Annotated in this window: 9 protein-coding genes; 3 read left to right on the plus strand and 6 right to left on the minus strand. The window is 57.3% G+C overall.

Annotated elements, in window-relative coordinates; all coding sequences use genetic code 11:
* Positions 1-31: 31 nt before the first annotated feature.
* The 4 genes from nadD to leuS all read right to left on the minus strand — a co-directional run bounded on the left by nadD (position 32) and on the right by leuS (position 4,951).
* A complete protein-coding gene (gene nadD / locus Q0796_RS15395) occupies positions 32-661 on the minus strand; it encodes a nicotinate-nucleotide adenylyltransferase (RefSeq protein WP_298444755.1) in 630 nt (209 codons plus the stop codon).
* Positions 661-1,716, minus strand: coding sequence for a DNA polymerase III subunit delta (gene holA, locus Q0796_RS15400; RefSeq protein ID WP_298444757.1), 1,056 nt, complete (start codon positions 1,714-1,716; stop codon positions 661-663). The genes nadD and holA overlap by 1 nt, the downstream gene beginning before the upstream one ends.
* A complete protein-coding gene (gene lptE / locus Q0796_RS15405; RefSeq protein WP_298444759.1) occupies positions 1,716-2,237 on the minus strand; it encodes an LPS assembly lipoprotein LptE in 522 nt (173 codons plus the stop codon). Before lptE ends, holA begins: the two co-directional genes overlap by 1 nt.
* 134 nt (positions 2,238-2,371) lie before the next feature.
* Positions 2,372-4,951 carry a leucine--tRNA ligase gene (leuS, locus tag Q0796_RS15410; RefSeq protein WP_298444814.1) on the minus strand — a complete coding sequence of 860 codons (2,580 nt, stop codon included), beginning with the start codon at positions 4,949-4,951 and terminating at the stop codon, positions 2,372-2,374.
* Positions 4,952-5,089: 138 nt separating this feature from the next.
* Here leuS and Q0796_RS15415 point away from each other — a divergent pair, with 138 nt between their 5' ends.
* The 3 genes from Q0796_RS15415 to Q0796_RS15425 all read left to right on the plus strand — a co-directional run bounded on the left by Q0796_RS15415 (position 5,090) and on the right by Q0796_RS15425 (position 8,931).
* Positions 5,090-5,599, plus strand: coding sequence for a zinc ribbon-containing protein (locus Q0796_RS15415; RefSeq protein WP_298444761.1), 510 nt, complete (start codon positions 5,090-5,092; stop codon positions 5,597-5,599).
* A gap of 329 nt (positions 5,600-5,928) precedes the next feature.
* The gene (locus Q0796_RS15420) at positions 5,929-7,245 is read left to right on the plus strand and encodes a sodium:proton antiporter (RefSeq protein ID WP_298444763.1); all 1,317 of its coding nucleotides are present in this window, start codon (positions 5,929-5,931) and stop codon (positions 7,243-7,245) included.
* A gap of 207 nt (positions 7,246-7,452) precedes the next feature.
* Positions 7,453-8,931: a hypothetical protein gene (locus Q0796_RS15425; protein ID WP_298444764.1), complete on the plus strand. Its 1,479-nt coding sequence runs from the start codon at positions 7,453-7,455 to the stop codon at positions 8,929-8,931.
* A 105-nt stretch (positions 8,932-9,036) separates the two neighbouring features.
* On the opposite strand, the gene Q0796_RS15430 is transcribed toward Q0796_RS15425, so the two are convergent.
* Both Q0796_RS15430 and Q0796_RS15435 read right to left on the minus strand, forming a co-directional pair.
* Positions 9,037-12,528, minus strand: coding sequence for an AAA domain-containing protein (locus Q0796_RS15430; RefSeq protein ID WP_298444766.1), 3,492 nt, complete (start codon positions 12,526-12,528; stop codon positions 9,037-9,039).
* A 5-nt stretch (positions 12,529-12,533) separates the two neighbouring features.
* Complete coding sequence (locus Q0796_RS15435) at positions 12,534-12,989, minus strand: hypothetical protein (RefSeq protein ID WP_298444767.1); 456 nt, start codon at positions 12,987-12,989, stop codon at positions 12,534-12,536.
* Positions 12,990-13,006 lie beyond the last annotated feature (17 nt).

Raw genomic sequence — 13,006 nt, forward strand, 5'->3', positions numbered from 1 at the left:
CGTCGCGTCGCTACCATGCCCACAGCGGGGGTTAGCTGCGGTAGAGCTGGTTTTGTTGGATATAGTTTACTACCGAGTTCGGCAGCAGGAAGTCGGGGCCTAAGCCTTGGGCCATCTGAGCGCGCAAGCGGCTGGAGGCGATGTCGAGCTCGGTGGCGGCAAACAAACAGATGCCGCCGTGGCGCTGTTGCAACAATTGTTGCTGATTGATCTGATGCTTAGCCAACAGCTGGGCCGCGTTGCTGTTGGCCTGCAACGGGTAGCCTGGGCGATGGCACACCACCAGATGGCACAGTTCTAAAATGCGCTGATGCTGATGCCAATGGGGAAAACTTTGCAGCGAATCCATGCCAATAATAAAGTGCAGCTGCGTGTTTGGCTGCTGCGCTTTGATGTCGGCGAGGGTATCGACGGTGTAGGACGGCCCTTGGCGTTGCAACTCGCGATCATCCACCCCCAGCTGCGGCTGATCGGCGCAGGCCAGCTGCACCATTGCCAGGCGATTGGCGCTGCTGACGCCGGGGCTGGCTTTGTGGGGCGGGATGGCGTTGGGCAGTAAATCCACCCGATCCAGCCCTAAGCCGTGTTGCACCTCCAAGGCACAGCGCAGGTGGCCGTGATGAATGGGGTTAAAGGTGCCGCCTAATATGCCAAGACGCATTAGCCGCGAGGCCCCGCCGCCGCAAACGACAGCGGCTGATAGTTGCCGTCGAAGCGGGCGCACAGATCGGCCAACGCTAACCATTGCTGGCTGTCGCTGCCGCCGTCGAGCTTGATCAGCTGTTCCAGTTGCCCCACCCCCGCCAGTGCCGCGCCCAATTGGGCTGGGCTTAAGCGGTCTAAGCAGTTGCCATAAAGCCGCTGCTTCTTTTCCCAGATCTTTTCGGTTTTCATTGCCGCGTTGCGGTTTTGTCCCGCTTGCTGGTGCTGAGCCAAGCGGCACAACAGCGCAAATTCACGGCTGAACGCCCACGCAATCAGGGTGGGGGCGGTGTCTTCTTGTTGCAGCTGGTTAAGCATCTTAATCGCCATTGGGATCTGCCCTGCCAGCAGCGCGTCCACCAGTTGGAACACGGTGTAGCGGCTTTGATCCTCAAGCAGCTGTTCCAGCTGCGCCTGATCAATGCGGGCGCCGTCGCTGATCAACCCCAGCTGCGCCATGGCCTGATCCGCCGCCATCAAGTTGCCTTCAAACATCGACGCCAGCAGCGTACTGGCGCTGTTGGACAGGTTGAGTTTATGGCGGCGGGCGCGTTCGCCAATCCAGCGTTGGTAGTGGCTGCCTTCTGGGGTCAGCGCCTGCACATGCAAGCCGTGCTTATCTAAGGTTTTAAACCACTTGCTGTTGGTTTGTTCCCGTGCAGGCTTAGGGCCATGCAGCAGCAAAAAGGTGTCTTGTTGCTGCGACAGGGCGGTGGCGATGTCGACCAAGGCCGCGGCGCCATCGGTGCCAGGTTTAAGGCTGGGCAGTTCCAGCTCGATTAAGCGGCGCGAGGCAAACAGCGACAGCGCCTGGCACTCTTGGGTTAAGTGCTGCCAATCAAACGAAGACTCTTGCACCAACGACAGTCGCTCTTCCACGCCGCCTTGCTTCATTAACTGCTGGCGCAGGGTGTTGCGGCACTCTTCGCGGATCAGCACGTCGTCGCCAAACACCATCAATATTTGCGGCAGCTTGGGCAGCTCACGGTTAAGCTGGCTGGCAAAAATTCGCATTAGCTGGCGTCGGGAGTGGGGTTAACTTGGCTGGCTTGATCCACTTCGGTGGTGGCCAAAATCCGCATGATCTTATCGGCGGCGCTTTGACGCATCTCTTGCAGCAGCAGATCCAGTTCGCGGTTCTTGGCTAAGGCGGTGCGGGGATCGTCAAGGTAATCGCGGCGCACTTCCACGTTGAAGGTTTGCGCTTGCTGTTGTTGCAGCTGCACGTTAAACGAAACCGAGTACACCAGCTGGTATTCCGCCACCTGACCCGATGGGAACAGCGATAAAGTGGTGCGCTCAAGTTGGTCGTTGTTCAGCCAGATCCGCGGGGCGTTGGCGTCGTTCACCACCTGGATGTTGTGCAGGCGCATCTTGTCTTGCAGCAGGCGGTGCAGTTCGCCGTATTGGTCGTTACTTTGCAGTTGCACCTGCGCCAGCTGTTCGGGGTATTGGTAGTTGCCCTGCAGGCGGAAGCCGCAGCCGGATAGCAGCAGTGTGGTGGCCAGTGCGGCACACAGAAGGCGTGAGATCACCTTCGTCTCCTTATGTTGTTCGGATGGGGGTTTAATTGCATCAATTAAACGATAGCCATAACCACTGGAACAATGGGCATGGCTAACGCCTAAGCGAAAAAACGGCGCCCCGAAGAGCGCCGTCATCGAGCCGGTTAGTTGGCGACGATGTTCAACAGCTTACCCGGTACGAAAATCACTTTACGTACGGTTTTGCCGTCGATGAACTTAGACACGTTCTCGTCGCCCATGGCCATCGCTTCCACCGCGTCTTTGGTTGCATCAGCCGCCACGGTTAAGCGCGCCCGCAGCTTGCCGTTCACCTGCACGATGATCAGCTTTTCGTCTTCAACCAGCGCGGATTCGTCCACGATTGGCCAGATGGCCGCGTCAACGTCGCCTTCGTTCCCTAAGGCGTTGTACAGCGCGTAGCTGGTGTGCGGGGTGATTGGGTACAGCATCAAGGTCACTGCATCCAAGGCTTCTTGCAGCAAGGCACGATCGTTGTCGGACTCTTGCGGTGCTTTGGCCAGCTTGTTCATCAGCTCCATCACTGCGGCGATGGCGGTGTTGAAGGTTTGGCGACGGCCGAAGTCGTCGTTCACCTTGGCGATGGTCTGGTGCAGAGCACGGCGCAGGGCTTTTTGGTCGTTGTTCAGGCTGGCTTTATCCAGCGCAACCACCGCGCCTTTGCTGGTGTGTTCAAACGCCAGTTTCCACAAACGCTTAATAAAGCGGTGGGCGCCTTCAACGCCGGATTCTTGCCATTCCAGTGTCATCTCTGGTGGCGCGGCGAACATGGTGAACAGACGCACGGTGTCGGCACCGTACTTGTCGACCATCAGCTGGGGATCGATGCCGTTGTTTTTCGACTTCGACATCTTGGTCATGCCGGTGTGGATCAGTTCACGGCCTTCGCTGTCTACCGCCTTGGTGATGGCGCCTTTGCCGTCACGCTCTAGGGTTACGTCGGCAGGGGAAACCCACACCCGTTGACCGTTGCTGCCCAAGTAGTAGAAGGCATCGGCCAGTACCATGCCCTGACACAACAAGCGCTTGGCTGGCTCGTCGCTGTCGACCAAGCCCGCATCGCGCAGCAGCTTGTGGAAGAAGCGGAAGTACAGCAAGTGCATGTTGGCGTGTTCGATGCCGCCGATGTACTGATCCACGGGCAACCAGTGGTTCGCGCGGGCGGGATCAACCATGCCAGTATCGCAGCCTGGGCTGGTGTAACGGGCGTAGTACCACGACGACTCCATGAAGGTGTCGAAGGTGTCGGTTTCACGCCAGGCTTTTTCACCGTTGATGGTGATCTCAGACCAACTCTTGTCGGCTTTGATCGGGCTGGTTACGCCATCCATCACCACATCTTCGGGCAGGGTTACCGGCAGCTGCTCGGCCGGAATGGTGACGGTTTCGCCGTTCTCTAAGGTGGCCATTGGAATTGGCGTGCCCCAGTAACGTTGACGAGACACCCCCCAATCGCGCAGACGGAAGTTGGTGGTTTTCTTGCCTTTGCCTTCGCTTTCCAGCTTGGCGGCAATCGCATCAACCGCCGCTTGGAAATCCAAGCCGTCAAATTCGCCGGAATTAAACAGGGTGCCCTTGTCGGTGTAGGCCGCTTCAGAGATATCCAGCTCGCCTTCGGCTGGCTTGATCACTGGCAGCAGCTCGATGCCGTACTTGGTGGCAAATTCGTAATCGCGTTGATCGTGGGCTGGTACGGCCATGACCGCGCCAGTGCCGTAACCCATCAGCACGAAGTTGGCGACAAAGATCGGCACGCGCTTACCGTTTAATGGGTGCACCGCGTACAGGCCAGTGGCCATGCCTTTTTTCTCCATGGTGGCCATTTCTGCTTCGGCAACCTTGGTGTTTTTGCACTCGTTAACAAACTCAGCCAGCTCAGGGTTGGTGGCCGCCGCGTGTTCCGCCAGTGGGTGACCGGCGGCGATGCCAACGTAGCTGACGCCCATCAGGGTGTCTGGACGGGTGGTGTAGATGTCGAAGGTTTGCTCGGAATCGGCAACGGCGAAGGTTACTTCAACCCCTTCAGAGCGGCCAATCCAGTTGCGCTGCATGGTTTTCACCATGTCTGGCCAGCCTTCAAGCTGATCCATATCCGCCAGCAGCTGATCGGCGTAATCGGTAATGCGGATAAACCACTGTGGGATCTCTTTTTGCATTACTGGGCTGTCACAGCGCCAGCAGCAACCGTCCACCACTTGCTCGTTGGCCAGTACGGTTTGGTCGTTGTCACACCAGTTTACCGAGGCGGTTTTCTTGTACACCAAGCCTTTGTTGTACAGCTCGGTGAAGAACCACTGTTCCCAGCGGTAGTAATCTGGCTTACAGGTTGCCAATTCACGGGACCAATCGAAGCCAAAGCCCAAGGTGTTGAGCTGGCCCTTCATGTAATCAATGTTGTCGTAGGTCCACGGTGCCGGTGCGGTTTTGTTTTTGATCGCCGCGTTTTCTGCCGGTAGACCAAACGCATCCCAACCAAACGGCTGCATCACGTTTTTGCCTTGCAGACGCTGGTAGCGGCTCACTACATCACCAATGGTGTAGTTACGCACGTGACCCATGTGCAGATGGCCGGATGGGTACGGGAACATCGACAAACAGTAGAATTTTTCTTTGCCTTCAATTTCTTTTGCGACAAAGGTTTGCTTTTCTTGCCAGTGCTGCTGCACTTGAGGCTCGATTTGTGCGGGATTGTATTGCTCTTGCATCGACACGTTGAGAGTCCACTCGAATTTTGATTTAAGGCAGGGAATGGCCCATAAAGATCTGCATAGAATACAGTAGGAGTCGGACAAGCAACAACCACTACAACCCCACTGTTGCCACTCAAACGCAAGGAGCTGTCTATGACCAGCCAAAATGACGCTTTGATCCGTAAATATGAGTTCCTGCTAAAGGAGATGGAGAAGCGCTATCGCGCCGCCCCAGATCTGACGCTCGGCGAGCTCGACAAGGTGTTGCAGCAAAGCAAAACCTATCTGGCGCTCAATAAAGAGCTTAGCGCCGAAAAACTGGAACTGGTGGAGCAATTCCTGCGCCGCGACTTAGCGGATTACGCCGAGCGCCACGCCCGCGCGCAGTTTGATATGGAAGGCGACAGCATCTTCACCATCGGCCTTGAAAACACCGTATGGCGCTGGTTGGCTGAAATTACCGATCGCAGCCAGCTTGAGTGGCATGAGTTTGGCGACGAACTGCGCCACCACGGCACCTTTGAAGCGGGGGAAATTGTCGGTTTGGGGGAATTGGTGTGCGACAACTGCCACCACAGCATGAGCTTCTTCCACCCCACGCCGCTGCCAGCCTGCCCCGAGTGCGACGGGGTGCTGTTTTCCCGTAAACCGCTGGAGCCTTAAGGCCAAAGAACGGCACCGGCCACGCGGATTGGTTTGGTGGCCGTGGCTTCTTTGCGCGCGGGTTCAGCGCCGCCAATGGCCAAGATCATCATTGGTTATCAGCCAGGGCGGCGACTTTGCCCGACAAATCGCTGCCAAGGCGTTATTTGACCGCCCGCTGTCGGTGGCGATCCCCCCGTTCGCCAAACAAAACACCTCAGTAGTCACTGCGTTACAGTCACAAATGTGGATAAATTTGTGAAATGGATCGTTGCGGTTGAAAACTGAGTACAATTCGCCCCCTTACTGGCCAGTCTTGGCCACAAACCGTATCGGCAAAGGATGTTCCTATGACGGTTTACACCACCTTGTGTGCACTGGCGGCGTTGGCGATGTTGATCGCCTTTATCAATAGCAAAATCGGCAAGATGCAAACCACCATCGCCATTACGGCGGGGGCACTGCTGTTGTCGCTGGGCATGGTGATCGCGGGGCAAAGCGGTTGGTTGCTGCTGGAAAACGCCGCCACCGACGCCATCGAGCGGATCAATTTTGAAAGCTTTTTGCTGAACGGCATGCTGGGCTTCCTGCTGTTTGCTGGTGGCCTAGGCATTAAGTTGCCCAACCTGCGGCGGCAAAAGTGGGAAATTGCCATCTTGGCGCTGCTGGGCACCACCATTTCGGTGGTGTTGATTGGCGGCAGCTTATGGTGGCTGGGGCAGTGGCTGGGGCTGGATGTGGCGCTGGTGTACTGCTTGCTGTTTGGCGCGCTGATCTCGCCCACGGATCCGATTGCGGTGCTGGCGATTGTGAAAAAGATGGACGCGCCCACCGACATCAGCACCCAGATTGAAGGGGAATCGCTGTTTAACGACGGCTTTGGCTTGGTGCTGTTCGTTACCCTGTTTGCCATCGCCTTTGGCGGGCAAGAGCCCAGCGCCAGCGGGATCACCATGCTGTTTGTGCACGAAGCCTTTGGCGGCATTGCCTATGGCTTGGTGTTGGGGCTGTTTTTCCACACCCTGATCAGCGCCACCAACGATCACTCGATGGAGCAGCTGCTGACCTTGGGGATCCCCACCGGCGGCTACGTGTTAGCGGGCTATTTAGGGGTGTCGGGGCCACTGGCGATGGTGGTGGCGGGGATCATCATCGGCAACTGGACGCGCCACACCGGCATGTCTCACGCCAGTGAAAAACACATGGATCACTTTTGGGAATTGGTGGATGAATTCCTCAACAGCGTGCTGTTCCTGCTGATCGGCTTGGTGTTGGTGACGCTGACGTTCCACAGCGAAGATTGGCTGCTGATGTTGCTGGCGGTGCCGGTGGTGTTGTTGGCGCGCTTTATCAGCATTCGGGTGTGTTACCTCGGCTTTGAACGCGTGCGCCGCTACAACCCCTATTCGGTGTCGATTCTGACCTGGGGCGGCTTGCGGGGTGGCTTAGCGTTAGCGATGGCGCTGTCGGTGCCCGCTGGGGTGCCGCTGTTTAGTGGGGCAGAGATCAGCGTGCGCGAAGCGTTGTTGGTGATGACCTACTCGGTGGTGGTGTTCTCTATCTTGGTGCAAGGATCCACCATCACCCCGCTGATCCGCCGAGCCAAGCGCTGGGAAAACGACAAAGCCGCCGCCGAAGCCAAGCCGTTGCCCAGCGAATGGGAGTAACCCCGCGGCGTAAACACGCCAATGGCGCCGTTAACTTATCTCAGACCACCAGCGTGAGTGATTGTTTTGTAAATAAAAGTAAGCCTTAGTCAGGCAGAGTAACAGTGTGTAAAGGTGCTGTGCCTGCCCGATCCGAATGGGTAGTTTCGCCTCCATCAGAACCCGCTTAGCGTTATGGCTCAGCGGCATCAGAAGGAGAGCGATGTGGTGTGTAAAAAAGCAGAGCAACAACCGGTAACCGGCCCTTGGCACCGTTGGGGCAGTGTTGGCGTAGTGGGGTTGTTGGCGTTGGGGCTCAGTGGGTGTGATGCGCTGAGCAGCGACGATGACGATGAGGATGGCAGCGGTTACGTGCAGTTTTATAACGGCTCGGCCAACGCCCCCAGCCTCTACCTGACCGTCAGTGATGCCAGCGATGAAGACGACGATGGCAGCACGTTTTCCGGGGTGGCGTTTGGCAAGGTGTCCAGCGCGGTCAGCTTCGACAGCGACGATTATCTGCTTGATCTGGGTTGGAAAGACGCCGATGGCGACTTGGAGTCCTTTTACGAGCAAACCGTTGGCCTGAGTAACGACAAACTGAAGCTGATGGTGCTGGCGGAATCGATCCAAACCCCGCAACTGTTGGAATACACCATCAACATTGAGGATCTGGACGACGACGAAGACATCTTCAGCCTCCATCTGCTTAACTTGGCGCAGAACGATCCGCAGCCCCTCGACATCTACTTGTCGCTGTCTAACGAAACCTTTAACGAGGCCGAGTTGGTGGGCCAATACGGTTACCAAGAGCTGTCGAGTGAGCAGGCGTACGACAACGACGATTACACCCTGTACATCACCGCCGCGGGCAGCGAGCAGGTGTTGTACCAATCCGATGAGATCAGCTTTAACTTCACCAGCCAATACATCGTGGTAGTGCGCGATAACACCGGCCCCGGTGGCTCGCCATACATGGTGGATAAACTGCTGCGAGGTTCCGGCGGCACCGCTTACGCCCACCTGGATTCCGATGCCAGCTACCGCGTTTACAACGCCATCAATCAACATTCACTGCTGCCGCAATACCAAGGCAGTGTGAACGTGTACTTAGACGGCATTGACGCGAGCCCTGAGATCAGCGCGCTGCAAGAGGGGCAATTCAGCCAAGCCTTTGCCATGGCTTCAGGCGATTACAGCTTGGATTTCACCAACCCCAGCAGCGATGAGGTGGTGTCGCAAAACCACCTGATGACCCTGAACTCGAATGAAGATCGCACCGTGTTTGTGTTTCTGAAAGAGGAAACCGAAGAGGACGACGACGGCGAGGAAGAGACCACCGTGGCGATCAACACCTTGGTGGTGGACAACAGCACCGTGGATTCGGTGTACGCCCATCAGATCAACGTGGTGAACATGGTGGACGACTACGACAGCCTGAAGTTTTACTTTGTGCTGAGCGATGAAACCATCGACAGCGCCAGTAATGCGTTAAGCAACAGCTACGCCAGCAACAGCACCATCAGTCTCTACAACAACACCTACAGCGTTTATGCCATTGGCACCGAAGACAGCACCGATTACATCTTGGGCAGTCTAGAACTGACCTTAGATGAAACCAGCGTGGATTCGTTTTTGATTGTGGAAGAAGACGCCAATGCCAGCAGCGGTTACCAACTGACGGTTGCGCCGCAGCAAGGGGATTAACCGCCACTTTCGCCCAGAAAAACGGGCCGCCCAGCGATAGGGCGGCCCGTTGCGTCATCGGGCAGCACTCAGGCTACCCTGCTGCTAACGGTAACCTAACGCGGCTTACACCGGCGTGCGCTGCCGCGATGGCGGTTGCTGGCGCTGGGGCTGATCCCGTCGCGCTTTGTGGCGTTGCGGTTTGGCCGATGGCGGCGGCGCAAACTGGATTGCCCGTTTGGGCAGGCGCTGGATGATCTCGGCAAACAGGTTGCGTTCCCCGTTGCTGCAAGGGCGGCGTAAGAAGGGCAGGTGGCCGAAAAACACCAAGTTCTCTTTGGCGCGGGAACAGGCCACGTTCAACCGTTTCCAATCCAGCAAGAAGCGCAGATTACCGGCGGTGCGTACCGTGGAGTAACACACCAGTTCGGCTTCGCTGCCTTGGAAACTGTCGACGGTATTGATGCGGATAGTAAACCCACCCCAGCGGTATTCCCCGTCTTGCTCGCCATCACAGGCTTGCCCCATCAAGCGGCGGATGGCGCGCTTCTGGGCACCATAGGGGGTGATCACCGCCACCTCTTTGTGCGCCCCTGCGGGCAACCGTTGCCGCTGCTGATCGATAAAGCGCACGATGGCGTTGGCTTCCTCGCTGTTGTACTGGCTGGTGCCTTCGCGCTGCTGGCGGCCGCGCACCTCGTGCCACATCAGGGTTTCCGGCAATAAGAACTGCGATTGATCGATGTCGCGGCCATTGTGCAGCTGCCGTTGCCCATTGGGGCTGTAGAACATCTCTGCCACCAAGTCGCCAATTTGGCGCGGCATCCGAAACTGCTCGCCCAAAAAGCTTTTTGATTGCGCTGGCAGGCCGTTGTAGAGGGTTTCGAAGAAGCTGGTTTCCAGAAAGCGTTCTTGCAAAAACGGCAGTTCATCGTTGGCTTCGTCGGTTTGCAGCAGTGGTGCCACACTGGGGGGCAGCTGGAAGTGATCGCCAATCAAAATCACCTTTTTGGCGCGCAGCATGGGGATCATCAGCTCGGGCACGGTGGAACGGCCCGCTTCATCAATGATCACCAGATCAAAGCGCAGCTGATCGATGCTTTGTTGGCGCGAAGCCAAGCCAACGCAGGTGGCGCCCACCAGATTGTGGTTTTGCAGCAGCAACCACGTCAGTTCTTGGTTCAGCGCTGGGGGCGCATCGGCCTCGGTGGGCTCGCCTAATACGCCATACAACCATTGGCAGGCCAGTTCGCGGTGCGCGGCGCTGCCGCTGGTGGCGGCGGCTTCGGCGGCGGGTCGGCTTAGGTCGATAAACTCTTGCTGACGCTTGCCCAAGGTGTAGTTGCGCAGCTGGCCTTCAATCTTTTTCTCTGGCCCGATCCGCAGCAGCTTGATCTGTTCGCGGCTCAGTAACGATTGGTGCAGCTCCACAAAGCGTTCTAGGGCGTTGTCTACCGCCGCGTGTTGCTGCGACACCAACAGCACACGGGTGTCGGGCTGTTGACTGAACACTTGGTGCAGCATCTCGACGATGCTGGTGGTTTTGGCGGTGCCCGGTGGGCCTTGGATCAGCGCCAGATGTTGTTCGGTCAGGGCGGTGCTGATCACCTGTTTTTGGGTGGGGGTTAATAACTCATTTTGCCACGCAACTTGCCCGGCAAAGTGGGCTTTCCAAAACGGATCTTGCTCGCCTTGGTACTGGCTTGGCGACAGCAAAATTTGCTTGATCCGTGGCGAGGCCATGGTGTCGTTACGGAACGCTTCCAGCGCCCCATGCTGGCGGGTTAAGGCATCGTCGTATTTGTGCAACGTAAGCTGCAACAAGGTGGTGTTGGGCGCTTGTTCTAAGGTGCTTTGCAGCGGCTTGGTTACCTTCGCGGGCAAGACCACGCTGAGGCTGTTGGGCAGGGCGTTGACCGCTAACTTATATTGCAGCCGTGGCGGCAGGGGCGCGAGCCAGCGGTGCTGTTCTGGGGCGGATTCGCCCCAGTAAGTCAGCTGGCAGCGGGGCTCGTAGCCGGATTTTTGGATCTGGTTAAACTCATCCAAAAACGCGTTGTAGCGGGTTGGATCGGTGGGGTGCAGCGTCAGTTGCAGCTCGCCCTCGCACTCAATCAGGTGGCCGGCGCGAGCCTCAACCACAAACTGCAACTGCTGCTGTTGGTAATCCAGCACTTGCTGCCATTGCCCCAGCATCTTGGCTTGGGCCAAACGTTGCTCTTGGTTGGCGTCGGCGGCGGCAATTTGGGCGGTTAAGTTGACCAGCAGATCGAAGGCGTCGGGGTTGGTTGGGATCACCGCCGCTAAGCGGGAGTCCACCGCCGTCATCGCCAGCGGCAGTTCAAAGCCTTGGCCGTGATCCTGATGCAGCGCCACATGGCGCACCGTCAGTGCCAGACGCTCGTGGTTGATGTCGCAATCTAAACGCAGGTTGTGGCGGGCTAAACTTAGGCTGGCACCGTCCAGCGCCAGCATGCGCCACGGCGTGTTATCGCTGGCATCCAGTGCCGTAACCCAATCCGGCTGCAATAAGCTGGGATCCACCAACAGAAACAAACCGCCGTGATCGTCGCCGCCCAGCTCGGCACTGCTGAGCATGCTGACTTGGATCTGTTTAAATTTGGGGTGGTTATTGCCCGGCGCGTTGGCCAACAGCAGGTTGTATTGATCGGCGTAGGCTTGGATCTGTTGCCCCGGCAGCAGCTCAATCAGCGGGTTGTTGGTTAACTGCACCGGCAAGTTGGCGCGCAGCACCCCGTGCTCGGATTGCAGCAGGTAGCCTTGCTTGGTTTTGCGCTCTACCTCTAGGGTCAGTGGTTCCCCCGCCATGATGTGATCAACCCAGGCGGTGCCTTTGGCGACACAGCCATAAAACACGCGGCGGCCACGGGCGCCGGGGCGGTAATGCACGATTTGCATCGGAATGGCGTCACGCTCTGGGTAGGCGTGAAACAGCTGCAGCTGATAATCGTTGCTCCAGCCGTGCATCATCTTAGTGTTGGTGAGGTGCAAGCGGCTGTTGAAAGCCATGTCGGCGTCCAATTCACCGGCTTCAATCAACACCACCTTGCCAACATAAAGCCAATTGTGAGGCAGCGTTGCCGAGGGCAACTCGATGCGGTCGAGCAGATGTTGCAGCTGCTCCACGTCGTCGCCATTTACTTTCAGCGTGGCCCAATGGCTGCTGAGTTCGTCGTTATACCAATCCAGATATTCCGCAAACGCACTCAAGCGCGCTTGCGCGTCTTCAATTTGGCAGAAGCTTTGTTTTAAGGCGCGGCGGCGATAGGGGCTGATGCTGTCGTCGTTCAGCTCTCGCGTCAGTTGCGCCGGTAGCTTGCTGAGCTCGGCATTGATGTCGCCAATCTTATTGCGCTGGCTGGCGTGTTCTTCGGTGAGCTTGTGCAGCAGTTGCCGTAAGGCCGTCCGCAGATGCTCCGCATAAGCGCCTTCCAGCTTGATGCCGTGCTCTGCCAATTGCTCGTTGATGGCGTCAATGTCGGCGCGCAAGCGCCCATGGCGTTGCACTTCAGCATCGGTGGCTTTATCAAAGTACCAAGCGGCGGCCGTTGCGGTTAACGTGATGCCAACGCCAATGGCGGTCAGGGTAAATAGCATCGGGCTTAGCTTTGGCTGCTGTGCAGCTGTTGCAACAGCACAATTTCATCGGCACTGGCTTCGCCGGTGGCCACTTTGGCGCGCAGCAAAGCGATGGTTTTTTCGCGACTGTCGTGTTCGGCCAACCATTGCTGGTGGCTGTGATCATTCTGCTGGCGTTCGCTTTTCGCTTGGTATTTTTCTAGCGCCAGCTCTTCGCTGCGCTGATGAAACTCAATCTGTTTTTCCCGCACTTGGTTGTCTGACTGCTGCATCTCTTTCAACGCGGTCGCTTTGGTTTGGGTTGTGCGTTCACGTTCGCTGCGCAGCTCGTTGTAACTGCTGAAGGCTTTTGCGCCTTCTTGCGCCAGCTCAACCAGTTGCTGACCGTCGAGTTTGTCTAACGCTTTCGAACCGGCACCTTGGGCCTTGCTTCTGGCTGAGGGTTTGGATTTGGATGGCATGCGAGTTGGGGTTTTCATTCTTTTTACCTATCGGG

This window comes from uncultured Ferrimonas sp. (genome assembly GCF_947489035.1).
GTDB lineage: Bacteria > Pseudomonadota > Gammaproteobacteria > Enterobacterales > Shewanellaceae > Ferrimonas.

Excerpts from the sequence above, each read along its gene's own strand:
- Q0796_RS15430 (WP_298444766.1), bottom strand. The coding sequence starts at position 12,528 with ATGCTATTTACCCTGACCGCCATTGGCGTTGGCATCACGTTAACCGCA.
- Q0796_RS15435 (WP_298444767.1), bottom strand. The coding sequence starts at position 12,989 with ATGAAAACCCCAACTCGCATGCCATCCAAATCCAAACCCTCAGCCAGA.
- leuS (WP_298444814.1), bottom strand. The coding sequence starts at position 4,951 with ATGCAAGAGCAATACAATCCCGCACAAATCGAGCCTCAAGTGCAGCAG.
- holA (WP_298444757.1), bottom strand. The coding sequence starts at position 1,716 with ATGCGAATTTTTGCCAGCCAGCTTAACCGTGAGCTGCCCAAGCTGCCG.
- Q0796_RS15415 (WP_298444761.1), top strand. The coding sequence starts at position 5,090 with ATGACCAGCCAAAATGACGCTTTGATCCGTAAATATGAGTTCCTGCTA.
- Q0796_RS15420 (WP_298444763.1), top strand. The coding sequence starts at position 5,929 with ATGACGGTTTACACCACCTTGTGTGCACTGGCGGCGTTGGCGATGTTG.
- nadD (WP_298444755.1), bottom strand. The coding sequence starts at position 661 with ATGCGTCTTGGCATATTAGGCGGCACCTTTAACCCCATTCATCACGGC.